The sequence below is a fragment of the Shewanella rhizosphaerae genome (genome assembly GCF_019457655.1).
Classification (GTDB): domain Bacteria; phylum Pseudomonadota; class Gammaproteobacteria; order Enterobacterales; family Shewanellaceae; genus Shewanella; species Shewanella loihica.
Genome location: NZ_CP080420.1, coordinates 2,541,761 through 2,566,969, shown reverse-complemented (window position 1 = coordinate 2,566,969; position 25,209 = coordinate 2,541,761). Strand labels below are relative to the sequence as shown.

Here is a 25,209-nt window from a genome sequence, read left to right as displayed (position 1 = left end):
TTAGTCGGCCTTGAGTATGGCAAGCAGCGTCTCGGTCTGGGCGTCGCTGGCAAAGCTAAAGCGTATCGCATCGGCAAGGGCCGGGTCTTTGTAGGCCCTGGCGACAACACCTGCCTGTTTTAGACGTGCCTGCATCTCACTGACTTTTATCTCATTTGCCTGGTCGAAATAGGCCAGCACGAAGTTGCCATAGGCAGGCAGCACTCTGGCGCCAGCTTCCCGCAAGGCGTCAGCGAGTCGTTGGCCGTTGGCCTTGAGCTGAGCGACCTGAGTCTGCATTCGGGCTATCCCTTCCTTACTTAGCGCATCTATCGCAAGCGTGGCGACCGGAAGCGGCACTGGATAGGGGGCGATCACCCGCATCACCATCTCGATGACCTCAGGGTTTGCCAGCATGAAGCCGCAGCGGGCACCGGCTAGGGCGAAGGCCTTGGACAGGGTGCGCAGCACCACCAGGTTGTCATACTTATCCAGCAGGCTTGCCACGCTGTAGTCTGGGCAAAACTCGATATAGGCTTCATCTACCACTACTAAGGTATTTGGCAGGCTGCGGATCACCGCCTCTATGGTGGCCTGGGCGATCACAGTGCCAGTTGGGTTGTTGGGATTGCAGATAAACACCAGCTTGGCATCGTCGACCTGACTGCAAAGTTCCTGCGGCAGCTGATACTCATCATCCAAGCGTAGCGCCTTGACGCCGACGTTGAAGGTTTTGGCGCTGATGGCGTACATGCCGTAGGTGGGGCCGAAGCAGGCAATGCTGTCCCGCCCCGGGATACAGAAGGTGCGGATAAGCAGCTCTATGGCTTCATCGGCGCCGCGACTGGTAAGCACCTGTTGATTGCTTACACCTGCATACTCGGCGTAGCGCGTAATAAGCTCGGGCGGCTGACACTCAGGGTAGCGGTTGAGGCCATCCAAGTCGCTGTTGTTAAAGGGCGACTCGTTGGCATTGATCCAAATTTGCCCCTCGCCGCCGATGCGACGCGCTGACTGATAGGGCTCCAGAGTCAGGAGCTCGGGTCTGGCGAGACGCTCGGCGAGCGATGTCGCGTTAACATTCATCTTAGCTTCTACACTCATCTTATTTCTCCTCGCCCGTTAGCGTGGCAAGGCGCAAGGCGCACGGCGACGGCATTTCTGTGGGCATCGAGCAGCTCGGCGCTGGCCAGAGTCATCACGCACTCGCCTAGGCCCTGCAAGCCTTCGGCGCTCAGCTCCTGCACGGTAAAGCGGCGGCTAAAGTCGGCCAGCGACAGGCTGGAGACGGCGCGGCTATAGCCATAGGTTGGCAACACGTGATTGGTGCCGCTGGCGTAATCGCCAACTGACTCAGGTGTGTAGGCGCCAAGAAATACCGAGCCGGCGGCGCGGATTTTACTCAGCAGTTCACGGGGCGCGCGGGTCTGAATGATCAGGTGCTCAGGGCCATAGCGGTTAGCAACCTCGGCGGCCTGGGCCATATCTTCGACAATCAGGGTGCGACTGGCGCTCAGGGCCTGCATGGCGATCTCGGCTCTGGGCAGTCTTGCCAGTTGCTCGCCAAGGCTCTGGTTGACCGCGTCTGCCAAGGTTTGGCTGTCGGTGACCAGCATCACCTGAGAGTCGGGGCCGTGCTCTGCCTGAGAGAGGAGATCGGCGGCGATGAAGTCGGGATTCGCCTCATTATCTGCGATCACCAACACCTCAGAAGGGCCGGCGGGCATGTCTATGCTGACCACGCAGCGGCTGTCCTGGGCCACCAGGCGCTTGGCCTCGGTGACATAGCGGTTGCCCGGGCCGAAGATTTTATCGACCGCTGGCACAGATTCAGTGCCCAGGGCCAGGGCGGCGATCGCCTGGGCGCCGCCTATCTGATAGATATCTGTGATGCCACAGGCTTTGGCGGCGTAGACGATAGCATCGTCGATCGGTGGCGGGCTGACCAACACCCGCTGCTCACAACCGGCTATTTTGGCCGGCAGGGCTAACATGAGCACGGTAGAGATGAGCGGCGCACTGCCACCGGGAATATAGAGGCCCACCTTTTCGATAGGTTCACTTCTAAGCTCGCAGCGTACTCCGGCTTGGGTCTCAAGGTCGATCCCCTTGAAGGCCTGGGCCTGGTGAAAGGTCTCGATGTTCTGTTTGGCCTGCTCGATAGCTGCCTTGATCTCGGGCGTCACTCGCTCGGTGGCGGCTGCTATAGCCGCTTCGCTAAGGCGCAGGGCGTCGAGTTCTACCTTATCGAATTTTTGTGAGAAGGCTTTTAGCGCTGCGTCGCCCTGGCTGGCCACCTGGTCGATGATCGCCTTGACCTGCTGCTCAAGGTTGGCATCGCCAATCAGGGGCGAGCGCGACAGCGCCTCTCGCCTTGCCTGGTCATCGAGCGCCTGCCAGTCGAGGCGCTGCATCTGTTTGGATGTCATGGTGTTTGTTGTCATGGCGTTATCCCATCATCTTTTCGATTGGCATCACCAGGATGGAGCTGGCACCTAGCTGGGTCAGGGCCTCCATGGTATCCCAGAAGAGATCTTCGCTGCTGACTGCGTGGATCGCCACGCGATTGGTGTCGTCGTTCAGCGGCAGTACGGTCGGGTTCTCGGCGCCGGGCAGTAGGGCGACGATCTGATCCAGTGTCTCGGTCGGGGCGTGTAGCAGGATATACTTGCTCTCCTTGGCGCGCACCACGCCGTTGACGCGGGAGAGGATCTTGTCGATCAGCGCCTGTTTGGCCTCGCTCTGCTCCTGAGTCGATTGGATGATGCAGGCCATGGAGCGGTAGATCACCTCAGTCTCGTACAGGCCGTTGGCCTCTAAAGTGGCGCCGGTGGAGACCAGATCGCAGATACCGTCGGCCAGGCCGGCGCGGGGGGCAACCTCCACCGAGCCCTTGAGCATACAGTCGCGATAGCTAATGCCTTTCTCCTGCATGTAACGACGTAGCAGGTTAGGGTAGGAGGTGGCGATGCGCAGGCCCTCGAGCGAGCTGGCGTCCTGATAGCGAAATTCTGTAGGTACCGCCAGCGACAGGCGACAGGCGCCGAAATCCAGTTGGCGCAGCTTGATGCACTCGCTCGGCTTGTCCAGAGTCTGACGCTCAATCTGCTCCTCTTCGAGCACGTTCTCGCCTATGATGCCAAGGTCGACCACGCCGTCCATCACCAGGCCGGGGATGTCGTCGTCACGAACCCGTAAAAGGTCGATAGGCATGTTGTCAGAGTGGGCGATGAGGCGCTGTTCGTTAACGTTAAACTTGATGCCGCAGCTCTTGAGCAGCTTCTGGGATTCCTTGGACAGGCGGCCGGACTTTTGAATGGCGATACGTAATCGGTTTGACTCTGACATAGGATGTTTCCTCATTTGTTGATTCAGTAAAATTGTTTAAATCGTTTTAAAACAAAATCTTAAGCTAAAAACTAAAAACCCCCGGAATTCCTTCCAGGGGTCTTAGATCGCTTTTGAATCAACCGCCAGAAGGAAATAGTCCTCCGGCAGTAAGCATCCGAAGGCTACCGCATATGATGGTGATGATGGATAGTATTCAAACGCTGTGTCATGTTCTGTCTTCTCTCGCTTAGTGCGTATCAATGGGCAGTGTCTGCCCTAAGTTGTATTTAAACTAATCAAGTTTTTCGGCGTATGCAAGCGCTAATTTGGGTCGATTGAAAATTATTCAACTAACACTGCAATATCCCCATGGGATCTCAATGATTTCCTGTTTATTTATCGCGGGTGCTTTGTGGCTTGTACTGGGTAAGAAAATCCGCATAATGCCAGCATGTCATTTTAAACATTAACTATCATCAGCCATTCATTGAATAAACGACTGACCCAGGATGTACAGCAGGTATTCGCCCCAGATGGCAGCTTAAGCCGTCATATCAAGGGCTATAGCTGTCGTGTCCAGCAGCAGACGATGGCGACTCGGGTGAGCGAGACCCTGCAAAAGGGCGACAACCTGGTGGTCGAGGCGGGCACGGGCGTGGGCAAGACCTACGCCTATCTGGTGCCGGCGCTGCTCAGCGGTAAGCAGATCATCGTCAGCACAGGCAGTAAAAACCTGCAGGAGCAGTTGTTTTTCAAAGATCTGCCCGCACTGCTCAACATCTTAGGGATCAGGCCAAAAGTGGCCCTGCTCAAGGGGCGCAGTAACTACCTGTGCCAATACCTGATGGAGAAGCAGCTCAGCGGCGTCGAGGTGAATGATGGCAAGATCCTCGACGACCTGCTGCGAATCGATCAGTGGGCCAGCCAGACGGTGGATGGCGACATCGGCAGCCTCTACGCCGTGCCGGAAAACTCCCCGGCGATCCCGCTGGTGGTGAGCAGTAAAGAGTCCTGCATAGGTAAGGCCTGCGATCACTATGAGGCCTGCTTTACCCGCAAGGCCCGCGCCAAGGCGCTCGATGCCAAAATCATAGTGGTCAACCATCACCTGTTTTTCGCCGATCGCATCCTAAAAGAGACGGGATTTGCCGAGCTGCTCCCCGACAGCGACGTGGTGATCTTCGATGAGGCGCATCTGCTGCCAGATATCGCCGTGACCTATTTCGGCCAGCAGCTCAGTATCAAGAGCCTCATCCGCCTGCTGGAACGTTTTAACGAACTCTATCGCACTCAGATGGCCGATTCGCCGCAAATTGGCGCCATGACGGCCCGCTGCCATACTCAGCTGATCCATTGGCAGGGGCTGTTGTTTGCCACCGAGGAGCGTGATTGGCGAAGGCTTATCGGCGACAAGGCCTTAATGGAGGCATCATGGGCACTGTTGTCTGAGCTGACCGCCTATCGCACCATGCTGCTGGGTTATCTTGGTCGCAATGAGGCATTTGATGATGGCGTCGAAAAAATCGATGGGCTGCTCAGCAAGTTAACCGTGTTCATTCAATGCGATAACCCTGATAGCGCCTACAGCATAGACTATGGTTATCAGCACCTGACCTTAAGGATCTCGCCCATCAAGGTGGCCAAGGAGTGTCAGTCGCTGTTTAGCCCGGATGTCAGCTGGATCTTTACCTCGGCTACCTTGCAGATCAATCGCGACCTGTCGCTGTTTTCCAAGGCGATGGGGCTGGAGAAGGCCAACACAAGTATATTGGACAGCCCCTTCGACTATCGGCGCCAATCTCTGTTCTGTGTGCCGCGCCATCTGGCGTCGGTCACCAGTCAGGAGCGCGCCGCCAGGCAGCTGGTGGAGGTGGCGGTGAAGGCGATAAACGCCGCCAAGGGCCGCACCTTCATGCTGTTCACCAGCCATCGCATGCTCAATCTGGTGGCGGTGATGTTACAGGGGCGGGTCGATTATCCGCTCCTGGTACAGGGGCAGGCGGGCAAGCAGACTTTGCTTAAGAAGTATCGACAGCTGGGCAACGCCGTGCTGCTGGGCACGGGCGCCTTCTGGGAGGGGGTAGATGTGCGCGGTAAGCTGCTGAGCTGTGTCATCATCGACAAGCTGCCCTTCGTCTCGCCGGATGATAACCTTTACAAGGCCAGGGCCGACGGGGTGCAGCGTGAGGGCAAAGATCCCTTCATGACCTTGTCGCTGCCCCAGGCGGTTATAGCGCTTAACCAGGGCGTCGGTCGCCTGATTCGGGATGAGAAAGACAGGGGCGTGTTGATCCTGTGCGATAATCGCATCGTCAATCGTCCCTATGGTCAGGCCTTTATCAACTCGCTGCCGCTCATGCATCGCACCCGGGATCTCGACAGTGCGGTGCGTTTCCTGCAAACCATAGACTAGCGCTAAGCCTGCTTAGTGCAGCTTCATCCGCGGGCGAACTACCCGCATCATCTTCTCCACCAACCAGAGGGCGATGGTCTTGGCCAGGCCGTGAATTGCTTTTTGGTGCATGCGGTAGAGGGAGATATACATGAAGCGGGCTATCTTTCCCTCGACAAACATGCTGTCTTTAGTGAGGTTACCCATCAGGCTACCGACGGTACTAAAACGTGACAGATTAACCAGGGAGCCGTGATCCACATACTCATATTCGGTGAGACCCAGGCCTCTGAGCTCATTGAGAATATTGTGCTCGACACACTGGGCCATCTGGTGCGCCGACTGCGCCCTTGGCGGCACGAAGCTGCCGTCGGCCTGCTCACAGGCGCAGCAATCGCCGATCACATAGAGATCGTCGTGCCCCTGGGCCTGCAGGGTAGGACGCACCAGGATCTGATTGGCGCGATTGAGGTTAAGTCCCTCTATCTGCTTGATAAAATCTGGCGCCTTAACCCCGGCCGCCCACAGCATCAGGTTGGCGGCGATCAACTCGCCGTCTGCAGTGACAAAGCCCTTAGAGGTCGCCTCTTCGATGCGGGTGCTCTGACGTACCGATACGCCCAGTTTAATCAGCTCACGGGTGGCCGAGGCGGCGATACGCTCGGGCAGGGCGGGTAGGATGCGCGGGCCCGCCTCGATCAGTGTGATACTCAGCCTGTCGGCGGTCATCTTGCTCAGGCCATAACTCTTGAGCAGATCGGTCACATGGTAGAGTTCGGCGGACAACTCCACCCCGGTGGCGCCACCGCCGACGATAGCGATATTGAGTTTTTGCTGCTCCTCCGATTGATGCATGCGGGTGAAGCTGTCGAGCAGGGCGTTGTGAAAGCGGTTCGCCTGGTGGTGGGAGTCGAGAAAGAAGCAGTGCTCCTTTACGCCCGGGGTGCCAAAGTCGTTGCTGACGCTGCCAACGGCCAGCACTAAGGTGTCGTACTCAAGTTCTCTGGCGGGCAGTAGCGCCTCGCCTTTATCGTTGCTGATGGCGCCGAGCTGCAGCCGTTTGCCTTGAAGATCCAGCCCGGTGAGTTCCCCCAATTGAAACTGGTAGCCATGTTTCACCGCATGGGCGGAGTAGACGACGCCGTCGAGGTCGGCGTCGAGTGAACCTGTGGCCACCTCATGGAGCAAGGGTTTCCAGATATGAGTGCGGTTTTTGTCTATCAGTAGTATCTCTGCCCGCTGCTTCTTGCCTAACTTGTGTCCCAGTTGGGTGGCCAGGCCGAGTCCGCCGGCACCGCCGCCCACTATCACGATTCTTGGGATCTTTGCACTCATCGACAACTCCTTCTATTGGGGATTAGGGGCCCGGCGCCGCTTGCGCGTTTGTATCAGTCCGGCGCAGATGATCAGGCCGCAGCCCATTAATTGTATCGGGGTGAGGTGCTCGGCAAACAGGCTCCAGCCGAGGATCACCACGGTCACAGGTTCGATATAGGCCAAGGTGCCGAAGGTAGCTGCGGGCAACACCCGTAGAGCCTTGACTGCGAATAAGATCGCCAGAAAGCCGGGAAATACGCCGATCAGCGCCAGCCAGAACCACTGGGTCAAGCTGGGCACCACGGCTTGATGCAGGGCGAAGGGCAGCAAGCAGAGGGCGCCGAAACTCAGTTGGATGAGCGTGCTCTGATAGGGGCTGGCACTGGCGGGGCGGCGATTGATTAACATGAAACCGCTGTAGCTCAGCAGCGCCAGCAGGGCAAAGCCATAGCCCTTGAGTTCGGCCGTGCTGCCCGTGAGGCTCTCAAGGCTCGGCAATATGGCTACGACGCCAATAAGGGCGATGCCTATGGCTAATAGGTCCTGGCGTGTCAGCCGCTCATGGAAAAGAAAGTGAGCGCCAATGGCACTGACCAAGGGGGCGAGGTAGATCAGCATCACCGCATTGGCCATGTTAATGTAACCTATGGATTGCACGTAAAACACCATGAAACCGGCGAGCATAGCGCCATTAAACAGATGGCGTTTCCCTGGACGATGCAGGATCTGCCGGGCCTTGCCTGTGGCAAGCATGTAGGCGATGAGACAGGAGGCGCCGATCAGAAGGCGATAGAAGGTGATGATACTGGCATCGAGGTTGGCGGTGCGGGCCAGTGCGCCGATTGTGCCCATTAAAATAGCCGAGCCAAGGGCCATCATCACGGCCTGGGAGGATAAATGCGATGGCGATTGTGACAGAGGTTGGGACTGTGCTCTTGATTGACTCATTACGTCATTAGCCTACATCTGAGTACGACTCTAGATCCTTGGGTTGAGTGTCTGTGCTAGCTCTTGTGTCGGCTTGCGTGCTGATTTAAGCGCTAATTTAAGCTAAGAAGCCGATAAGCGTGAGCCTATCCTATCGGGTTTATCTCAAAGAGAAAACGGATTTTTTGCCCTGGCGTCGATATCAACTCAATGGGCTATAGGGCCAAAGGGCAAGTGACGTCTAGCCGCCAAAATAGCTTGGTTTACAGCTTTGATGCGGGCAATTAAGGCTATACCTAAGCGGGTTTTACGTTATAATCGGCGCCATTCATCCTATGGTTTTGGCGATGAGGCATTAGCGCAGTTAGATTAGCAGCGCAGTGCCATGATATCGCGACAGATTTGGTTCGTTTTTGCATGCCGGAAAATAAAGATTTCTCAGCCCCATTAAGTTTACTCGCTCTGGACACCTGCACCGAGTTTTGTTCGGTCGCTCTGCAATATCAGGGACAGGTGTTTGCCCGTGAGGCCGACGCGCCGCGGGAACACAGCCAACGCCTGCTACCTATGGTGCAGGAGGTTCTGCAAGAGGCGGGGATCGCGCTGAGTCAGGTGGATGTGATCGCCTATGGCCGTGGGCCAGGCAGCTTCACCGGGATCCGCATCTGCACCTCTATGACCCAGGGGCTGGCCTTGGGCCAAGATCTTCCCGTGGTGGGCATCTCAACTCTGGCGGCCATGGCCCAGGCGGCTATCGAGATAAAGGGCGCGACTCAAGTAGCGACCGCCATCGATGCGCGCATGGGCGAGATCTACTACGGCGAGTACCTGTCTGTAGATGGCTTGGCCAGCCTAGTCGGTGAAGAGCAAGTCTGTGCGCCAGAGGAGTTATTGAGCCAGCTAGCTTTTGACACGCCGCTTGCTGCCTGTGGCACAGGCTTCGATGCCTATCCGGCGCTGGTGACTGAGGTGATGACCCTAGTCGAGGAAGCCAAATTCCCATTGGCGCGCCACATGTTGCCGCTGGCAGAAGCCGCGGTGAAGGCGGGGCAGGCGACCGATGTGGATAAGCTAAAGCCTGTTTATCTGCGTGATACCGTGACCTGGAAAAAACTGCCTGGTCGCGAGTAATTTAGTGTAGGCTTGAAGCATTATCGTGTAACTAGACTGTCAGGAGAGAAGGGGGAATAACTAGCATGCAAGTTTCGTCATCTTACCTGACGCCTGGGCTCTCTGCGGGCGCCTCTGCCATTAGCGATGCTATCGCCCCACAGCAGGATCTGCGGACCAATGTTATCGATGTGACGCCAGTGGGGCCGGCCGTGCCCGCAAGGGATAATATCGATCTCGCTAGCGTCGATACTAATGAAACTAGTGATGCCACTGGCGACGCCACTCAGTTGGTCGAGCGCAAGCAGGAATCCCTCGAAGAGCGGCTCAGCGCCAAGCTTGAATACGATCAACAAACCGGTGGCAGTCGCGGCGCCATAGGCCAATATCTGCTGCACCAACACGCCGCCCAGCGCGATGCCATCTCTCAGATGGTGGGCATAGACACCTATGTCTAGGTTCATGTTTAGCTAGGTTCATGTTTAGCTAGGTTCATGTTTAGTCTTCAATAAAGGAAGATGTTTCGGCGTAGCGCCAGCGTGTCTAAATTGCCGGCCATTAAGGCATCAACAACCTATAGGACGGGTTCTTCAGTATGGCTTTTTCTATCGATTCTCCCTCTTCTCGCGCCGGTATGCCGACTCGCAGTCTCTTCATGGTCGAGTTACTGCTGGCTTTAGTCGTCACCCGCATTCCCTATCTTAGTGTGCCCTTTAAGTGGCTGGAGAGTTATTTTCACGAGGCGTCTCACGCCCTGGCGACCCTGATTAGCGGCGGTATGGTGAGTCATATCGAGCTCTATCCCAATGGCGCCGGTCTGTGCGTGAGCCAGGGGGGCTGGCCTGTGTTGATTGGCTTTGCCGGTTATTTCGGCGCCGCGCTCTGGGGGCTACTCATCTTTCATCTGGCGACTTGGGCCAGGGGGATCCGCGTGAGTTTTAGCTGTCTCGGGCTGGTGGTATTGCTGAGTATCGTGCTCTGGGGGCGGGATCTGCTCACCGTCGCCATCTTGTTGATGCTCGCCTTGCTGTTTCTGCTGCCGTTAAAACTCAATCATAGTCCACTGCTGACCTTTGCCCTCAGGGTAATGGCGCTGATGGTGATGTTGAACGCGCTCGCCAGCCCCACAGTGCTGCTTGGCATGCCGGGGCGCGGCGATGCGGCCATGCTGGCGGAACAGACCTGGATCCCGGCCTGGATCTGGGTCGGTATTTGGCTGCTCACCAGTTTAACCATGCTCTGGCTCTGCTGGCGCCGGGTCGATAGTGCCAATCAGCTGAGCGCGCAAAAAGTGTAACCGACTGTATATCTAGTTTAATTTTCGTTATTAGCCTGATAGCTTAGGTGTTTTAGCCTTATCTAATATCTAGGGAGAGAATATGAAGAGTTTAACCTTAGCGGCCTCACTGGCATTAGCCATAGGCGTGGCGGCACCTAGCCTAGTCAGCCCAAACTATGCCCAGGCTAACGAGACACACCTGGTCAATCAGCAGGTCACAGATGCGCTCACCAATCCGCTGAGACAAGCGGCAAATATGGAGCGTGATCAGTACCGTCACCCGGGGGAGACCCTGAGCTTCTTCGGCGTTAAGCCAAGCGATACCCTGGTGGAACTCTGGCCGGGTGGTGGTTGGTACGCCGAGATCCTTGCCCCATACTTGGCAAAAGAGGGTCACTATATCGCCGCGAATTTCGATGCCAACCCGCCAGAGGGCCTAGAGGTGCCAGGCTATCGTATCCGCCTGGGCAAGGCGCTGGACAAGTGGCTCAAGGATCATGGCGATACCTTAGGCCAGGCATCGAGTATCAGTTTCGATCCCCCAAGGCTTGCGGAACTCGGCGCGCCTAACAGCGCAGATGTGGTGCTGACCTTCAGAAATCTGCACAACTGGGCCAAGTCCGGGGTATTGGAGCAGGTGTTCGACTCGGCCTACAAGGTGTTAAAGCCTGGTGGTACCTTTGGCGTGGTGGAGCACAGGGCAAACCCTGGCATGGATCTGAGCACAGGCTACATGGTGCAGGATGAGATGATCGCCTTAGCCGAGAAAGTCGGCTTTACCCTGGTGGCCAGCAGTGAGGTCAATGCCAACCCTAAGGACAGCAAAGATCATCCTAAGGGCGTCTGGACTCTGCCGCCAAGCCTGCGTCTGGGCGATCAGGATAAAGCCAAGTATCTTGCCATCGGCGAGAGCGATCGCATGACGCTTAAATTTGTGAAGAAGTCTTAATCATGAGCGATCCGCTAGCCCCTCTGTGTCAGCCCTCAACTGATGGCAATGAAGTGCTGCTATCACTGCCCCATATTCGTCTCTCTGGTCGGCTGTGGGGGGAGGCGGATAAGCCCCTGCTATTGGCGCTTCACGGTTGGCTGGATAATGCCAACAGCTTTGCGCCCTTGGCGGAGCACCTAAGCGAGTATCGACTGCTGGCGATCGATTGGCCCGGTCATGGCGCGTCACAGCACAGGCCCGGTGGCTATCCGCTGCACTGGATAGACTACCTCTATGATCTCGAGCTGCTTATCGATGCCATAGTTCGTCATCAGCCCCTGCATGGCGTGATAGGTCACTCGCTGGGCGGCATAGTGGCTTCGGCCTACAGCGCCGCCTTTGCCGAGAAGGCCAAGCATTGGATCGTTATCGAGGCGCTCGCGCCCCTGTTTGAGGCGCCCGCTAAGAGCAAGTTAAGGCTCAGGCGCAGCTTCGATGCCCATCAGCGGGCCGCCATGAGTCAGCTCGCGCCTAAGCCTGTGGTGCTGGATGCCGCCGTCAGGGCAAGGCATAAACTGACCGGGCTGGATATGCCCTGGTGTAGGCTAATCCTCGAGCGCAACCTGCAGCTAACAGACGGTCACTACTACTGGCGTAGCGATCCCAGACTCAAGTTAGATTCCCCCATGCGGCTCGATTTTGACCATGTCAGCGGCCTGATGCAGGGCCACGCTGGCAGGGTGCTGGTCATTAGAGGCAAAGAGGGTTATCCCCTGATGGGCTATCACCAGACAGAAAAGATGTCTGAAGCCCATGATACGGCTGGCGAAGATCTATGCGAAACCGCCGCCAGTTGGTATCAAGATCTCACCCAGGTGACCCTCGAAGGTGACCATCATCTCCATATGGGCAATAGCCTGGAGGTGGCCGCGGCAATTAAGGCATTTTTAGCGTGACAGCCCCTCGGGGAGGGATGGTAAAATTACACTAGGATTTTTACTCTAATTGTGTGATGATGTTCAAAATTAAAACGCCCGTATGATTTTTTGGGTGTTACCTACAATATTTATAAGTCAGTGTTTAGTTTCTGTTTTTGAAACCTTAAGTGAATGGCCTCATTCACCTAACTCTGCCTGGGGATTTAGGAGAGACTCGTGGAACAGCTTTGGACGAAAAATTTACCCCATGATGTGCCCGCTATTATCGATGCAAAGCAATACAGCTCGCTGATCGACCTGTTTGAAAGCTCGGTAGCCAAGTATGCCGATCAGCCCGCCTTTGTGAACATGGGCGCGACGCTGACCTATCGAAAACTCGAAGAGCGCAGCCGTGCCTTTGCGGCTTATCTGCAAAACGAACTCAAGCTGCAGAAGGGCGATCGCGTGGCGATTATGATGCCTAACCTGCTGCAGTATCCCATCGCCCTGTTCGGCATATTGCGTGCCGGTATGGTGGTGGTCAACGTGAACCCTCTGTATACCCCAAGAGAGTTGAAGCATCAGCTCAACGACTCGGGTGCCAAGGCGATCGTCGTGGTATCTAACTTTGCCAACACCCTGGAGCAGGTGGTGGATCAGACGCCGGTGAAGAGCGTGATCCTCACAGGTCTTGGCGACTTGCTCAGTGCGCCTAAGCGCACCCTGGTGAACTTTGTAGTCAAGTACATCAAGAAGATGGTGCCTAAGTACCATCTGCCACATGCCATCTCTATGCGTCAGTCGCTCTCTAAGGGACGCCGCCTGCAGTATGTGAAACCGACCATCAAGGGGGACGATATCGCCTTCTTGCAATATACCGGAGGCACAACCGGTGTGTCTAAGGGCGCCATGTTGACCCATGGTAATATCGTCAGCAACCTGCTGCAGGCGGACGCCGCCTATTCGCCGCTGCTGGCCGATGGAAAGGAGTTTGTGGTCACGGCGTTGCCGCTGTATCACATCTTCGCGCTGACGGTGAACTGCCTCTTGTTCCTGCATAAAGGCGCGAACAACCTGCTGATCACTAACCCAAGGGATATCCCGGCCTTCGTGTCTGAGCTTAAGAAGCATCCATTCACGGCGCTCACCGGGGTGAACACCTTGTTTAATGCTCTGGTGAGCTCGGAAGAGTTTAAGACCTTGGATTTCTCCAACCTTAAGCTCTCTATCGGTGGCGGTATGGCGGTGCAGCGCGCCGTGGCCGATAAGTGGCAGGGGATCACCAAGACGCGTCTGCTGGAAGGTTACGGCCTGACCGAGGCCTCGCCGCTGCTGACCTGTTGCCCCTATAACTTGGAGGGCTATAACGGCTCTATCGGCTTCCCGGTTGCCAATACCGACATGCAGGTGCGCGACGAAGAGGGCAATGTGCTGCCTCAGGGCGAGACCGGCGAGCTGTTTGCCAAGGGCCCTCAGGTGATGAAAGGCTACTGGCAGCGCCCGGAAGAGACGGCCAAGGTGATCGATAAGGATGGCTACCTGGCCACCGGCGATATCGGTTACATGGATGAGCAAGGTTTCTTCTTCATCGTGGATCGCAAGAAGGATATGATCTTGGTCTCTGGCTTTAACGTCTTCCCCAACGAGGTGGAAGAGGTGGTTGCCCTGCATCCTAAGGTGCTGGAAGTGGCCGCCGTCGGCGTTCCCCATGAGGTGAGCGGCGAGCTGGTGAAGGTATTTGTGGTACCAAAAGACAAATCTTTGACCGAAGAGCAGGTGATCAAGCACTGTCGTCATCATTTGACGGGATATAAAATTCCTAAGCTGGTAGAATTCAGGGATGAGCTACCTAAGAGCAACGTGGGCAAGATCTTACGCCGCGAGTTGCGTGACGAAGCCAAATCGGCCTAGTTATATAGGAAACCACCCGTTGTAGGTGACTCAAAGCCGGCATTATGCCGGCTTTTGTGTTCACCGAGCCATAGCATTTGGAGATGAGATTTGACCTTTCAATATGTAGAGGATGACGCCAGCCTAACAGAGCTGGTGGCTAAGTATCGTCAGGCTAAGGTCCTGATGTTGGATACCGAATTCGTTCGCACCCGCACCTATTACGCCAAGCTGGGACTGATCCAGGTCTATGACGGCGAGACCCTGGCGCTGATCGATCCTGTTGCGGTAAGCGACCTCTCTGCATTTTGGGCCCTGTTGGAGCGCGACGATATGATAAGCGTGCTGCACTCTTGCAGCGAAGATCTCGAAGTCTTGGCCCGTTACGGTCGCTGTCAGCCTAAGGTGCTGTTCGACAGCCAGATCGCCGCTGCCTTCTGTGGTTGGGGTCATGGCATGGGCTACGCTAAGCTGGTGGAGCACTGCCTGGGCGTGCAGCTGGATAAGGGCGAGTCGCGCACCGACTGGATGAAACGTCCGCTCAGCGATGCTCAGCTGCAGTATGCGGCCAACGATGTGGATTACCTCTATCGGCTCTATCCTCAGCTGCTAGAAAAGCTGCAAGAGTCTGGCAGAATGCCTTGGCTGCTGGAAGAGGGCGAGCGTATGACCCAGGGGCGTCTTGAGAGCCCGGATGGTGACACCGCCTACCTCAAGGTGAAGAACGCCTTCCAGCTAAGCCCTAAGCAGCTGGCCTATCTGAAGGTGCTGGCCAAGTGGCGCCTGCAAAAAGCGCTGGACAGAGACTTGGCCCTGGGCTTCGTCATCAAAGATCACGCGCTGCTGGCGCTGGCCAAGAAGCAGCCTAAGAGTACAGGTGAGATCTTCAGGATGACAGAGCTGACCGAGCAGGAGAAGCGTCTGCATGCCAAGGCGATTATCGCCGAGATGGCCAAGGCGGATCTGGATAACCTGCCCGAGGCTATCGATGTGATCGCCCTGAAACCCGGCTACAAGTCGGCCTTTAAGGCGATCAAACAGGCGCTAACCCAGGTGGCGGAAACCCATCAGGTGCCGATGGAGCTGCTGGGCTCTAAGCGTCATATCCATGAATACCTGCAGTGGCGCTGGAACGATGGCCAGGGCGAGACGCCCTTGGTGTTGCAGGGCTGGCGCGGTGAGCTGAGTAAGGACGCCATGGCTGAGATTAGCTGCTAAGGTAGGATTATCCAAGATGCTAAACGCCAAACGGCGCCAATGAAAAAGCCCTCAATTGAGGGCTTTTCTGTATGCATATTCAGGCTACTGAGTAAGACCTGCCAGTCGCCTAAGACTTTTCCGGCAGGGTCACGTTCAGTTCCAGTACTGACAGGTTGTCGTCGTTCTGATCCAGCTGCACCGATACCTGATCGCTGTCTATCTGCACATACTTGCGGATCACCTCGATGATCTCCTGCTTCATCGCCGGAAAGTAGTCTGGCGCATCACGCTCGCCGCGCTGATGGGCGACGATGATCTGCAATCTCTCCTTGGCGGTGGTTGCGGTCGTAGGCTCTTTTTTCGCTCTGAAGTAATCGAGTAAAGACATAATTAGCTACCAAATATCCTTTTCAAGAATCCTTTTTTCTCTTCGGTGACGAAACGCATCTCTACGTCTTCACCCGTTAGTCGTGCCACGGCGTCGCTGTATGCCTTACCGGCATCGCTCTCTTGGTCGATGATCACAGGTACGCCCGAGTTAGAGGCCTTGAGTACGGCTTGCGACTCGGGGATCACCCCAAGCAGCGGAATGGCCAAGATCTCTTCCACGTCGGCCACGCTGAGCATCTCGCCGGTGGCGACGCGGGTAGGGGAGTAACGGGTCAGTAGCAGCAACTCCTTGACCGGCTCCAGGCCCTCTTCGGCGCGCTTAGACTTGCTCTGCAACATGCCCAAGATACGGTCAGAGTCGCGCACCGAGCTAACCTCAGGGTTGGTGGTGACGATCGCCGTGTCGGCAAAATAGAGCGCCATCATGGCGCCGGTTTCGATACCCGCTGGTGAGTCGCAGATGATGTATTCGAAATCTTGCTTTAGCTCGTCCAGTACGCGGCCGACGCCTTCTTTGGTCAGGGCGTCTTTATCACGGGTCTGAGAGGCGGGCAGCACGAATAGGTTGCTGGTGCGCTTGTCTTTGATCAGCGCCTGATTCAGGTTAGCTTCGCCGTTGATCACGTTGACGAAGTCGTACACCACGCGGCGCTCACACCCCATGATGAGGTCCAGGTTACGCAGGCCGATATCGAAATCGACTACCACGGTTTTATGTCCTTTCAATGCCAGGCCGGTGGCAATGGCCGCACTCGAAGTGGTCTTGCCCACTCCACCCTTACCTGAGGTGACAACAATAATTTGTGCCATGTTTGTTTCTGTCCTTTTCTATTTCTATAGCGATAGTGCTTCGACGGTAAGGCTGTCGCCGTCTAGCCTGATGCAACCGCTCTTGATCGAGGCATGTGCCTGTAGATTCTCGGTTAACCAATATTGCCCGGCGATGGAGACCAGCTCGGCATCGATATTCTGGGCGATGATCACGGCATTCTTGTCGCCATTGGCACCCGCCATGGCCTTGCCTCTAAGACTACCGTATATGTGTATGCTGCCATCTGCAATCACTTCTGCGCCATTACCCACGGCGCCTATGATGATGAGATCGCCATTTTGCGCGTAAATCTGCTGCCCCGAGCGAATGTTCTGCTTCACTATCTTGGTGGTTTTCGGCAGCTGCGGCTGGGTCTGACTCTGTTTGCCAGACTTGATCAGCGCAAGCCCCAAGGCCTTGGCCTGATTGGCGATAGCACTCGGCGCGCCTGTGATCCCCACAATCACCAATTGCCTGGAGATCAAGAGATCTTTGAGGCCGGCGAGGTTGTAATCGGGGTCTGAGATGGCGCTGAGGTTAACCACCAGGGGCGCACCAAGAAAAAACTGCGGCGCGATGGCCAGTTTATCGTCGAGTTCGCGGACGATTCCGTCGAGATCTGCATCATTAATATGCAGCACTGAAAGCGTAAATGAAGAGCCTTTTAATTCGAGGCTAGGTTTCTGCATTCCTAAACTTGCTCTTGATAAAATTAACCGGCTCGCGCCGGCTAGATATTATTATAATCCTTGCGCTCCATGTTATAGTGTGCGCAATTTGCTGGCAAGTTGAATAAACTGGAAATTTCACCCTATATGATCTGTGCTGTATATAAGAGTCGCTTAAAACCCGATAGCTATCTTTTTGTGGAGAAACGCAACGATTTCGAGCGTGTGCCCGAGCCTCTGATGAAGATGTTTGGCACGCCAGAACTGGTGATGTTGCTGCCGCTAAACAAACGTGAACAGTTAGCCCTTGCCGATATCGAAAAAGTAAAAGTTGAACTAGCCGAGAAGGGGTATTATCTTCAATTACCACCACCGCCGGTTAACCTACTCGAAGAGTACAAGAAAGAGATAGGTTATAGCAGAGACTAGTTACCGATAGGAAAGTGCATGTTTTTGAAGAATGTTTTGCTAAGTGCTCTACTTGCAAATGGCTTGGTTTTGGCCAGTCCCTTGCAAGCCCAAGAGTCAGCGCTCAGTTACGATCAATATCTCTCTGAGTTAAAGCAGCAAGCAGTCGAGCAGGGGATCGCCCAAGGCACCATAGACGCGGTTTTCGATCAGATAAAGCTGTTCAAGAAGGCGGTGGTTAACGAACCCGCCGCCAATGGTCCGCAAAATGGCCCGCAAAATCTGGAAACCTATCTCCCAGAGCGGGTCAGCGAAGCCCTGGTAGAGCAGGCGAGAAGCCTGTATCGCGATAACAAGGCGCTTTTCGACCGTCTCGGTAAGGAATATGGCGTCCAGCCAAGGTTTGTACTGGCCTACTGGGGCATAGCCTCGGCCTTCGATGCCAGCGACTATCCGGCTCTGACGGTGATCGCCTCCAACGCCTATCATGGCGATGGCCAGGATGCGGCGTTTCTCGCGGCGCTCAAGCTGATGGAGCGTGACCAGCTTAGCTTCGACAGCCTCAAGAGCGATGCCACCGGCCTGATGGGCTACCCCCACTTTACCCCTAAGCAATTGGCCAAGTACGGCAAAGATGGTAATGGCGACGGTAAGGTGGATATCTGGCAGAACCTCGCCGATGCCTTCGCCACTACGGCAAACTATCTCAAGCAGCTTGGCTGGGATTATGATGGCACCTGGGGACGCCAGGTGAAATCCCCTAGCGAACTGCCCAAGGATCTGGTGGGGCTAGAGGTACACAAAGGCTTTGACCAGTGGCAGGCCCTCGGCGTAAGGCGCTTCAATGGCAGCGACCTGCCGTCACGCAAAGACATGCAGGTGTCGCTGATTAGGCCCGATGGCAAAGGCGGTCGCAGCTATCTGGTGTATGACAACTACCGGGTGCTGAGACAGACCCAGGCATCGGATCATCTGACCCTGGCTGTGACCTACCTGTCAGAAAGAATTAAGTATCCTGAGATAAAATAGGCTACTCGAGACGCCGAGCCGGTTTAAGCTGGCTCGGCGCCTAAGCACTCCGCCAACTCTTGAGCATTGAAATATATGGCGTTTAAAGAGTTGGCCCTTGAAAGAATTGTAAAGATGTCGTTTTGGAAAGAGAAAACCCTCGCAGAGTTGAGTGCCCAGGAATGGGAATCGCTATGCGATGGCTGTGGTAAGTGTTGCCTCAACAAGATCATCGACGATGAAACCGATGAGCTCTACTACACCAACGCCGCCTGTAAGCTACTCGATGCAAAGGCGTGTAATTGCATGCACTATGAGCAGCGTTTTACCTTCGTCCCCAGCTGCACCAAGGTGACGGTCGATAACATAGCCGAGCTCACCTGGCTGCCAGACAGCTGCGCCTACCGCCGCCTGTATCAGGGCAGGGACCTGCCTAGTTGGCACCCGCTGTTAACCGGCGACAAGACCAAGATGCATGAGTTGGGGATGTCTACCCGCAACAAGATAGTGAATGAGAACAAGGTGAGGTACCTTGAGGACCATATCGTTCTGTGGCCGCTGAAGGATTGTGACTAGTTCTTCACTTTCTCATTAAAGTGAGGGAAATGTGGTTGTAGTGCCTACCAGTTTGGGCATTTGATGGGATTTTGAAGTTCATAGCTTCATGGCAACCTAACGCCTGCCCGGCGGGGTAAATGTGGTTGTAGCGTCTACCTGTTTGGGCATTTGATGGGATTTTGAAGGTCGCACCTTCATTGCTATCTATCACCTGCGGTGGGCTTATGTGCAGATACATCTGCTACACGCCGTAAATCCATCCTTGGAGGCTCGACGATGGCTTCCCTGCCATCGACGTCCGCAGATGCATCTACACTCGGTATCTAACGTTTCTTCGATTTGGCTTCGTCTGTTGCTCATTGATACAAGCTATTATTCCTAAAGAAAAATTTCATGAAAGTGTGAAATGAGATGTTGAATATCAGCAACAAGATAGATTAAAGTATCACCAATCAAGGACAGAGCTAGGCACACTCGAATCAAACATCGACTACGCCATTCAGGGAATGAAAAAGCCAACCAATATGCTTCAATCTAATCCCTCAAAAAGTTAACTCTGACCCCATTTATTTGCATGCTTGGACTCCTACCTTGCAAGGTATCACTAATAAGTTGTTAGGCTAAAAACCAAAACACAAGGAGTAGAAAAATGGCTGAGAATCATCAAATAAAATGTATCAACAAAACCAATCGTCAAAGTGCCCATGAGCGTATTAGCCATGTTGGTGGTACTAACGGTGATGGAAGTCGTTGGAAACTAACTTTAGATCGAGCTATAGAAGGAATCGAGTCCGGTAAGTGGAAATTCTATGTGAGTGTAAACGGCCAATCAGTTTGGGTTGTCGTTTCAACCAGCGCAGCTGGAAATAAATACTTAAAAACGCAAAATGACGGCGAACAACCAAATAACTTGCTTAGTTTACCTGAATGCCCTTAAAGCCAGAGATTTCTCAATGACTTATAGAACTTTTACTAAACTTCAATGTAATTGTGGTCATGTTGGTCAAATTGTCGAAAGCGAGAACGACCAGCCATACTCTAAAGAGTGGTCGAAAACCAGCCTCAGAGATCTCGATGGAAAGGGGCAATATTCGGGCGCTCATCACCTTGTGGCAAAAATGAGACCGTCCTGCCCCATATGCGGTCGCTCATTAACACCTGAGCACATCGTCAATGAATAAGCCTAACAAACGGCAGCAATCGCTCCCTACGGGAGCTGGGACAGCCAAAACGCTGCGCTTATTTGTCTGCCCTTGTGCCGGGCGTTAACCTCATAAAGAAATATTCGTTATGAAAAAAGAAGATGGCAATCCTCATTCTCCAATTTGGCTTATTGGAGACTCAGAACCGCATAAATTAGCGTCGATACTCGAATTTCCTTTAGATTCAAGGCATCCGACAAGACATAACATTTGGACACCAATTCTTGATCAAATTCAAGAGGTTGTATTTACTCAAAAATTAAACAGATTATCTCAAAATGCTTTTTACATAAGAAATGCTGTATCCAATTCAGAGTTAAAGAAAAACCTTACTAGCAGCTCGAAAAACTTAGATCGTGAAATAAATGAGCTTAATGAGCTTTTTAATCGCTACAAACCAAAACTAATTTTTAGCTTTGGTTCATTTTCATTCGAATTTTGCAGGCGAGCATTAAATGAAACCGTTAAACATGCACCATCATATTGGTCAGTTGAACGATTGAATAATGAGTTTACTGCGAGAATCGCATCTACAACATCATTAATCCCTCTATTACATGCGGTGATTGCAAGAGGTCAATTTATGCTTTGCCATCAAACATTCTCTGGTAAAACTGGTAACTATTTTTCACATACAGGTTCATTGCTAGCAGAAAGAATTCTTTATGAATGCGGCGATAGAAGTGACGTGTGGATGCATAACGCTAATAAATAATTGGTGTGGGACAGCACGCTGCCCCACAATTAGAAGTTAATTGGAAGGGGCATGTACAAGCTTCTAGCCTAACCGAAAACGACATATCTTGGGCAGCGAGAATAAATGGGGGCAGAGTAAACTTTTTAAGAGAGTTGATTGGCACATGATTCTTGTTGAATTTTGTGTTTATCGTGAGATGGCTTAGGCGAGGTGCAAGAGTTGCTTACGCTGAATGTGGCGTTATGTGGAAATCGAGTTATGGAGTAGTCGATGAAGATAGAGAAATGGAAGCAAGTACGTGCCAAGGGTAAAGCTAGGTTTATCTGGATGAATGGCTTTCTACTGTGGGGCGTTTCTACTGCAGTGCTATGGTCAACTTTGATGCAGCTGTTTCAGCCACAAGAACCTATTTGGGTTAGACCGCTTGTCGCTATTATCGTTTTTCCCGTTGGCGGTTTAATTTGGGCCAATTGGCTTTGGTACTCCTCAGAGCGCAAGTATCGTAAAAATATATAACAAGTGAATGCGGCGTTTAGCCTATTTATCTTAGTTTTCACACATCGTAGCCCCTCATTCTTAAGTAGGGGCTCGTACCTCTAATCCCTGTCTTATCTTCTTTTCATTACCAATTTTTCATTACCAATGCCGTCAAATCGAAGAGACGTTAGATACCCAGTGTAAACACGATTTTGGCCCTCGGCGACAGGACGTCGCCGTGGAGCGTATAGGGACATATTCACAGCGTGCCAAAATTGTGTTTGCACATCCCCCGCCGGGCAGGCGTTAGGTTGCAGTGAGCGTACGCATTAAAGTATTCCAGATAAATAACCTTGTTGGTTGTCGTTACTCAAGCAAATTAAAGGGCCCATTGCAGGGCCACAAAAAAACGCCCATTAAGGGCGTTTCTTAAAAGCGCTACCTTGAGCGCACATCAAGCCTTCTTAGTTGGCATTAACGCCGGAACAATAAACACCACCAGGGCAATCAGGTAGGTGCTGAAAGCCACCACCATCCACTGTGACATAGTGATGCCAAACATCTCCCATGGTATGTCGGTGCACATGCCGGTGGGCAGGAAGACTGACGGGAACCACTCGTGTAGCGGCATCCATTCTGGAAATTCCGGCAGGAAGGAGCAGGTGGAGAAAGGCGATGGGTTGGTCTGCATCTCGACCAGTTCCAGTGCCAGCTTGAGGCCCCAGGCGGCGCTAACGCCCCACAGGAGCACGCCGAGGAAACGCAGCAGGCGGAATTGATGGCCAACCACGCCGATGAGGCCGGCGGTGAGTACGCCGAGTACCGCTAAGCGCTGATAGATACACATGACGCAGGGGTCGAGTTTCATCACGTGTTGAAAGAAGAGGGCACAAGCTTCCAGGCCTACGGCGGTCAGTAGCAGTAGGGTCCAGGCTAAACGAGACTGTGCAAATCGGGTCAGGGCACTCAACGATATTCTCCTATAAAAAAACGCCTCTAACTGCTAGAGGCGTTTTTAAGACTTTACGAAACTAGATAAGTTCAGTCAATCAACAAATTAGTGCCCGGTGACTGCGCCTTTGGCCGCTTCCGCCACCGAGTGGTGGATCAGCATATGGGAATCGTAGAAGTATTGGGTCATCTCGCCCAAGAATCCTGTCTCGATGGCCAGGATGCCCACGATAGACAATACGATAGTGTAGGGCAGCGCCATCCACACCATGCGGCCGTAGGAGAGTCTGATCAATGGGGCAATCGCCGAGGTCAGCAGGAACAGGAAGGCTGCCTGACCGTTAGGGGTTGCCACAGATGGCAGGTTAGTACCCGTGTTGATGGCAACCGCCAGCAGGTCGAACTGGTCGCGGGTGATCTGGCCATCTAACAGCGCGGCTTTCACCTCGTTGATATAGACGGTACCCACGAACACGTTATCACTCACCATAGAGAGCAGGCCGTTGGCGATATAGAAGATCACCAGCTGGGTGTTACCCTCGTAGCTCAGTGCCCACTGGATCACAGGTGCGAACAGTTGCTGGTCGATAATCACGCCCACGATGGCGAAAAAGACCGCCAGCAGCGCCGTGAAGGGCAGTGCCTCTTCGAAGGCCTTGCCAAGGGCGTGCTCGTTGGTGACGCCGTTAAAGGCGGTGGTTAGGATAATAACCGACAGACCGATAAGACCCACAGAGGCCAGGTGGAAGGCCAGGCCGACGATCAGCCATACACCCACAAACGCCTGGATAACCAGCTTGATCTTGTCATGCTTGGTGCGGTGCGCATCTTCATAGGAGGCGTAATCGGACAGAATTTTGTGTACTGCCTCTGGCAGCTGTTGGCCATAGCCAAACCACTTAAACTTCTCCACCAGGAAACAGGTGGCGATACCCGAGATGAACACAGGCACTGTGACCGGGCCCATGCGCAGGGCAAACTCACCGAACTGCCAGTTGGCCTGGGCGGCGATGATCAGGTTTTGCGGCTCACCCACCATGGTGCACACGCCACCCAATGCGGTACCAATACCGGCATGCATCAGCAGATTACGCAGGAAGCCACGAAACGCCTCTAGCTCATCTTCACACAGGGGATGCCCTTCACCATGGCTGTCCGAGGTGTGGTCGTGATCGTCGGTAAAACTCTTGCCAGAGGCTACCTTGTGATAGATGGAGTAGAAACCCACGGCCACGGCGATGATCACGGCGATTACCGTCAGCGCATCGAGGAAGGCAGACAGAAAGGCCGAGGCGATACAGAACATCAAGGAGACCACGACCTTAGAGCGGATCTTGGTGATCATCTTGGTGAACACGAACAGCAGCAGCTGTTTCATGAAGTAGATGCCAGCCACCATGAAGATTAATAGCAGCAGAACTTCCAGGTTGGCTTCTATCTCATGCAAGACCTGACTGGGCGAGGTCATGCCTATGATGACGGCTTCGATGGCCAGCAGACCACCGGGTTGTAGGGGATAACATTTCAGCGCCATTGCCAGCGTGAAGATGAACTCGACTACCAGTAACCATCCGGCGACGAATGGGTTGAGGTAGAAGACGATCGGGTTGATCACTAAGAATGATAAAATTGCGATTTTGAACCACTTAGGAGAATTTCCTAAGAAATTGTCAATAAACGCCTGACTCATGGTCACAGGCATGGCATCCTCTCATCTATATAATTATTTTTTGACAGAAAGTTAACGAACTGTCCGCTGTTCAATTCAGTGTATCCTAATGATATGTAGAATTTAATACCTTTATGGTCCCCATTGCCCAAAAACAGACATTAACTGCAATCTATATCACAAGCTTGTTGATGTGGTGTGTATTTTGCTCATTAATGAGATCTGAGTCCTTGATCTTATCCAGTAATGTTACGGATTAGGTTTCCATTTTTTACCGCTCTGGTATGATCAGTTCCCAAGATAACTTTGAATAAATTGGAATAGTGGCCTGATGACAACTGTCCCCCAAGTACCTGTAGCGCCTAAAGACAAAGATATTATTGAAGCGAAAGGTCCTGCGAGCTTTGCCGAAAAGTATATTGTTCGTTCGATTTGGGAGGGAAAGTTTCCACCCGGTTCCATTCTACCTGCCGAGCGTGAACTGTCTGAACTGATTGGCGTGACACGTACTACGCTGCGTGAAGTGCTGCAGCGCCTGGCCCGTGATGGCTGGTTGACCATTCAACACGGTAAGCCGACACGAGTAAACGATATCTGGGAAACCTCGGGTCTGAACGTGCTGGAAACCATCGCCGATCTTAACCCTGCCGGTGAACCTGTTCTGCTAGAGCAGCTGCTATCTGCCCGTACCAACATCAGCGCCATCTATTTTAAGGGCGCCGTGCGTTACAATCCAGACAAAGTGCTTGAGGCGTTAGCGCCACTGGCCACCCTGAAAGATGATGCCAAGGCCTTTATCGAGTTCGATTACCAACTGCATCACACCTTGGCCTATCACTCGGGTAACCCGCTTTATGTACTGATCCTCAACGGCTTCAAGGGCCTCTATAGTCGCGTGGGTGAAGAGTACTTTGCCATCGAGAAGGCGCGCGAGCTGGCGCTGGACTTCTACCAGGCGCTTGAAGCCCTGGCCAAAGATCATAACCACAATGACGTGCCTGTGCTGATGCGCAGCTATGGTATCAACAGTGGCAAGGTGTGGCAGCGTTACAAGGCCAACCTGATGCAATCGGCCGAGGCGAGCAAGGCTTAAGCGCC

25 protein-coding genes and 1 other annotated feature are annotated in these 25,209 nt (G+C 53.8%); of the genes, 15 read left to right on the top strand and 10 right to left on the bottom strand.

What is annotated here, in order from left to right; genetic code table 11:
• Genes hisC through hisG form a run of 3 tightly spaced genes read right to left on the bottom strand, consistent with a single transcriptional unit; the run spans position 1 to position 3,327 of the window.
• Positions 1–1,083: a histidinol-phosphate transaminase gene (gene hisC / locus K0I63_RS11395; protein ID WP_220081110.1), complete on the bottom strand. Its 1,083-nt coding sequence runs from the start codon at positions 1,081–1,083 to the stop codon at positions 1–3.
• Entirely contained in the window at positions 1,080–2,393 is a 1,314-nt protein-coding gene (gene hisD, locus K0I63_RS11390) for a histidinol dehydrogenase (protein ID WP_220083427.1), read from the bottom strand. The genes hisC and hisD overlap by 4 nt, the downstream gene beginning before the upstream one ends.
• A gap of 34 nt (positions 2,394–2,427) precedes the next feature.
• Entirely contained in the window at positions 2,428–3,327 is a 900-nt protein-coding gene (gene hisG / locus K0I63_RS11385; RefSeq protein ID WP_011865995.1) for an ATP phosphoribosyltransferase, read from the bottom strand.
• A 68-nt stretch (positions 3,328–3,395) separates the two neighbouring features.
• Positions 3,396–3,516 (bottom strand) — a sequence feature (His leader region).
• A 280-nt stretch (positions 3,517–3,796) separates the two neighbouring features.
• Here hisG and yoaA point away from each other — a divergent pair.
• The gene (gene yoaA, locus K0I63_RS11380; protein ID WP_220081109.1) at positions 3,797–5,722 is read left to right on the top strand and encodes a DNA repair helicase YoaA; all 1,926 of its coding nucleotides are present in this window, start codon (positions 3,797–3,799) and stop codon (positions 5,720–5,722) included.
• Positions 5,723–5,734: 12 nt separating this feature from the next.
• Here yoaA and K0I63_RS11375 read toward each other — a convergent pair whose 3' ends face one another.
• Positions 5,735–7,036: an NAD(P)/FAD-dependent oxidoreductase gene (locus K0I63_RS11375; RefSeq protein ID WP_220081108.1), complete on the bottom strand. Its 1,302-nt coding sequence runs from the start codon at positions 7,034–7,036 to the stop codon at positions 5,735–5,737.
• A 12-nt stretch (positions 7,037–7,048) separates the two neighbouring features.
• Entirely contained in the window at positions 7,049–7,966 is a 918-nt protein-coding gene (locus K0I63_RS11370; RefSeq protein ID WP_220081107.1) for a DMT family transporter, read from the bottom strand.
• A 396-nt stretch (positions 7,967–8,362) separates the two neighbouring features.
• Here K0I63_RS11370 and tsaB point away from each other — a divergent pair, with 396 nt between their 5' ends.
• The 7 genes from tsaB (at position 8,363) to rnd (ending at position 15,290) form a co-directional block, all read left to right on the top strand.
• The gene (gene tsaB, locus K0I63_RS11365; RefSeq protein WP_220081106.1) at positions 8,363–9,076 is read left to right on the top strand and encodes a tRNA (adenosine(37)-N6)-threonylcarbamoyltransferase complex dimerization subunit type 1 TsaB; all 714 of its coding nucleotides are present in this window, start codon (positions 8,363–8,365) and stop codon (positions 9,074–9,076) included.
• Between the two features lie 65 nt (positions 9,077–9,141).
• Positions 9,142–9,513, top strand: coding sequence for a hypothetical protein (locus K0I63_RS11360; RefSeq protein WP_258406853.1), 372 nt, complete (start codon positions 9,142–9,144; stop codon positions 9,511–9,513).
• Positions 9,514–9,650: 137 nt separating this feature from the next.
• Complete coding sequence (locus tag K0I63_RS11355; RefSeq protein WP_220081105.1) at positions 9,651–10,352, top strand: M50 family metallopeptidase; 702 nt, start codon at positions 9,651–9,653, stop codon at positions 10,350–10,352.
• Positions 10,353–10,434: 82 nt separating this feature from the next.
• On the top strand, positions 10,435–11,283 hold the full coding sequence (locus tag K0I63_RS11350) for a class I SAM-dependent methyltransferase (protein ID WP_220071611.1): 849 nt from the start codon (positions 10,435–10,437) through the stop codon (positions 11,281–11,283).
• A 2-nt stretch (positions 11,284–11,285) separates the two neighbouring features.
• Positions 11,286–12,221 carry an alpha/beta fold hydrolase gene (locus K0I63_RS11345; protein WP_220081104.1) on the top strand — a complete coding sequence of 312 codons (936 nt, stop codon included), beginning with the start codon at positions 11,286–11,288 and terminating at the stop codon, positions 12,219–12,221.
• Positions 12,222–12,419: 198 nt separating this feature from the next.
• Positions 12,420–14,093 carry a long-chain-fatty-acid--CoA ligase FadD gene (fadD, locus tag K0I63_RS11340; protein ID WP_220071610.1) on the top strand — a complete coding sequence of 558 codons (1,674 nt, stop codon included), beginning with the start codon at positions 12,420–12,422 and terminating at the stop codon, positions 14,091–14,093.
• 90 nt (positions 14,094–14,183) lie between these two features.
• Positions 14,184–15,290 carry a ribonuclease D gene (gene rnd, locus K0I63_RS11335; RefSeq protein WP_220081103.1) on the top strand — a complete coding sequence of 369 codons (1,107 nt, stop codon included), beginning with the start codon at positions 14,184–14,186 and terminating at the stop codon, positions 15,288–15,290.
• A gap of 109 nt (positions 15,291–15,399) precedes the next feature.
• On the opposite strand, the gene minE is transcribed toward rnd, so the two are convergent.
• The 3 genes from minE to minC are packed head-to-tail and all read right to left on the bottom strand — an operon-like array spanning position 15,400 to position 17,162.
• Positions 15,400–15,660, bottom strand: coding sequence for a cell division topological specificity factor MinE (gene minE, locus K0I63_RS11330; RefSeq protein WP_144203062.1), 261 nt, complete (start codon positions 15,658–15,660; stop codon positions 15,400–15,402).
• 2 nt (positions 15,661–15,662) lie between these two features.
• Positions 15,663–16,472 carry a septum site-determining protein MinD gene (gene minD / locus K0I63_RS11325; protein ID WP_220071608.1) on the bottom strand — a complete coding sequence of 270 codons (810 nt, stop codon included), beginning with the start codon at positions 16,470–16,472 and terminating at the stop codon, positions 15,663–15,665.
• Between the two features lie 24 nt (positions 16,473–16,496).
• The gene (minC, locus tag K0I63_RS11320; protein WP_220081102.1) at positions 16,497–17,162 is read right to left on the bottom strand and encodes a septum site-determining protein MinC; all 666 of its coding nucleotides are present in this window, start codon (positions 17,160–17,162) and stop codon (positions 16,497–16,499) included.
• Between the two features lie 126 nt (positions 17,163–17,288).
• On the opposite strand from minC, the gene K0I63_RS11315 reads away from it, so the two are divergent.
• The 6 genes from K0I63_RS11315 (at position 17,289) to K0I63_RS11290 (ending at position 21,530) form a co-directional block, all read left to right on the top strand.
• Positions 17,289–17,570, top strand: a complete 282-nt coding sequence (locus K0I63_RS11315) for a YcgL domain-containing protein (protein WP_011865981.1) — start codon at positions 17,289–17,291, stop codon at positions 17,568–17,570.
• A 69-nt stretch (positions 17,571–17,639) separates the two neighbouring features.
• Complete coding sequence (locus K0I63_RS11310) at positions 17,640–18,578, top strand: lytic murein transglycosylase (protein ID WP_258406852.1); 939 nt, start codon at positions 17,640–17,642, stop codon at positions 18,576–18,578.
• 114 nt (positions 18,579–18,692) lie between these two features.
• A complete protein-coding gene (locus K0I63_RS11305; protein WP_041406638.1) occupies positions 18,693–19,133 on the top strand; it encodes a YcgN family cysteine cluster protein in 441 nt (146 codons plus the stop codon).
• 631 nt (positions 19,134–19,764) lie between these two features.
• Positions 19,765–20,052 carry a DUF3892 domain-containing protein gene (locus K0I63_RS11300; RefSeq protein WP_220071606.1) on the top strand — a complete coding sequence of 96 codons (288 nt, stop codon included), beginning with the start codon at positions 19,765–19,767 and terminating at the stop codon, positions 20,050–20,052.
• 353 nt (positions 20,053–20,405) lie between these two features.
• The gene (locus K0I63_RS11295) at positions 20,406–21,032 is read left to right on the top strand and encodes a hypothetical protein (RefSeq protein ID WP_220081100.1); all 627 of its coding nucleotides are present in this window, start codon (positions 20,406–20,408) and stop codon (positions 21,030–21,032) included.
• 252 nt (positions 21,033–21,284) lie between these two features.
• The gene (locus tag K0I63_RS11290) at positions 21,285–21,530 is read left to right on the top strand and encodes a hypothetical protein (protein WP_220081099.1); all 246 of its coding nucleotides are present in this window, start codon (positions 21,285–21,287) and stop codon (positions 21,528–21,530) included.
• 415 nt (positions 21,531–21,945) lie between these two features.
• Here K0I63_RS11290 and dsbB read toward each other — a convergent pair whose 3' ends face one another.
• Positions 21,946–22,461 carry a disulfide bond formation protein DsbB gene (gene dsbB, locus K0I63_RS11285; protein ID WP_011865974.1) on the bottom strand — a complete coding sequence of 172 codons (516 nt, stop codon included), beginning with the start codon at positions 22,459–22,461 and terminating at the stop codon, positions 21,946–21,948.
• Positions 22,462–22,548: 87 nt separating this feature from the next.
• Entirely contained in the window at positions 22,549–24,144 is a 1,596-nt protein-coding gene (gene nhaB / locus K0I63_RS11280) for a sodium/proton antiporter NhaB (RefSeq protein WP_220078448.1), read from the bottom strand.
• 298 nt (positions 24,145–24,442) lie between these two features.
• Here nhaB and fadR point away from each other — a divergent pair, with 298 nt between their 5' ends.
• Positions 24,443–25,204 (top strand): fatty acid metabolism transcriptional regulator FadR, encoded by a 762-nt coding sequence (gene fadR, locus K0I63_RS11275; protein ID WP_011865972.1) that lies wholly within the window; start codon positions 24,443–24,445, stop codon positions 25,202–25,204.
• The last annotated feature ends 5 nt before the right edge of the window (positions 25,205–25,209 follow it).

Coding starts and splice junctions, on each gene's coding strand:
- hisC (WP_220081110.1), bottom strand. CDS start 1,083: ATGAGTGTAGAAGCTAAGATGAATGTTAACGCGACATCGCTCGCCGAG.
- hisD (WP_220083427.1), bottom strand. CDS start 2,393: ATGCAGCGCCTCGACTGGCAGGCGCTCGATGACCAGGCAAGGCGAGAG.
- hisG (WP_011865995.1), bottom strand. CDS start 3,327: ATGTCAGAGTCAAACCGATTACGTATCGCCATTCAAAAGTCCGGCCGC.
- K0I63_RS11375 (WP_220081108.1), bottom strand. CDS start 7,036: ATGAGTGCAAAGATCCCAAGAATCGTGATAGTGGGCGGCGGTGCCGGC.
- K0I63_RS11370 (WP_220081107.1), bottom strand. CDS start 7,966: ATGAGTCAATCAAGAGCACAGTCCCAACCTCTGTCACAATCGCCATCG.
- tsaB (WP_220081106.1), top strand. CDS start 8,363: ATGCCGGAAAATAAAGATTTCTCAGCCCCATTAAGTTTACTCGCTCTG.
- K0I63_RS11360 (WP_258406853.1), top strand. CDS start 9,142: ATGCAAGTTTCGTCATCTTACCTGACGCCTGGGCTCTCTGCGGGCGCC.
- K0I63_RS11355 (WP_220081105.1), top strand. CDS start 9,651: ATGGCTTTTTCTATCGATTCTCCCTCTTCTCGCGCCGGTATGCCGACT.
- K0I63_RS11350 (WP_220071611.1), top strand. CDS start 10,435: ATGAAGAGTTTAACCTTAGCGGCCTCACTGGCATTAGCCATAGGCGTG.
- K0I63_RS11345 (WP_220081104.1), top strand. CDS start 11,286: ATGAGCGATCCGCTAGCCCCTCTGTGTCAGCCCTCAACTGATGGCAAT.
- minE (WP_144203062.1), bottom strand. CDS start 15,660: ATGTCTTTACTCGATTACTTCAGAGCGAAAAAAGAGCCTACGACCGCA.
- minD (WP_220071608.1), bottom strand. CDS start 16,472: ATGGCACAAATTATTGTTGTCACCTCAGGTAAGGGTGGAGTGGGCAAG.
- minC (WP_220081102.1), bottom strand. CDS start 17,162: ATGCAGAAACCTAGCCTCGAATTAAAAGGCTCTTCATTTACGCTTTCA.
- K0I63_RS11315 (WP_011865981.1), top strand. CDS start 17,289: ATGATCTGTGCTGTATATAAGAGTCGCTTAAAACCCGATAGCTATCTT.
- K0I63_RS11305 (WP_041406638.1), top strand. CDS start 18,693: ATGTCGTTTTGGAAAGAGAAAACCCTCGCAGAGTTGAGTGCCCAGGAA.
- K0I63_RS11300 (WP_220071606.1), top strand. CDS start 19,765: ATGGCTGAGAATCATCAAATAAAATGTATCAACAAAACCAATCGTCAA.
- K0I63_RS11295 (WP_220081100.1), top strand. CDS start 20,406: ATGAAAAAAGAAGATGGCAATCCTCATTCTCCAATTTGGCTTATTGGA.
- K0I63_RS11290 (WP_220081099.1), top strand. CDS start 21,285: ATGAAGATAGAGAAATGGAAGCAAGTACGTGCCAAGGGTAAAGCTAGG.
- nhaB (WP_220078448.1), bottom strand. CDS start 24,144: ATGCCTGTGACCATGAGTCAGGCGTTTATTGACAATTTCTTAGGAAAT.
- fadR (WP_011865972.1), top strand. CDS start 24,443: ATGACAACTGTCCCCCAAGTACCTGTAGCGCCTAAAGACAAAGATATT.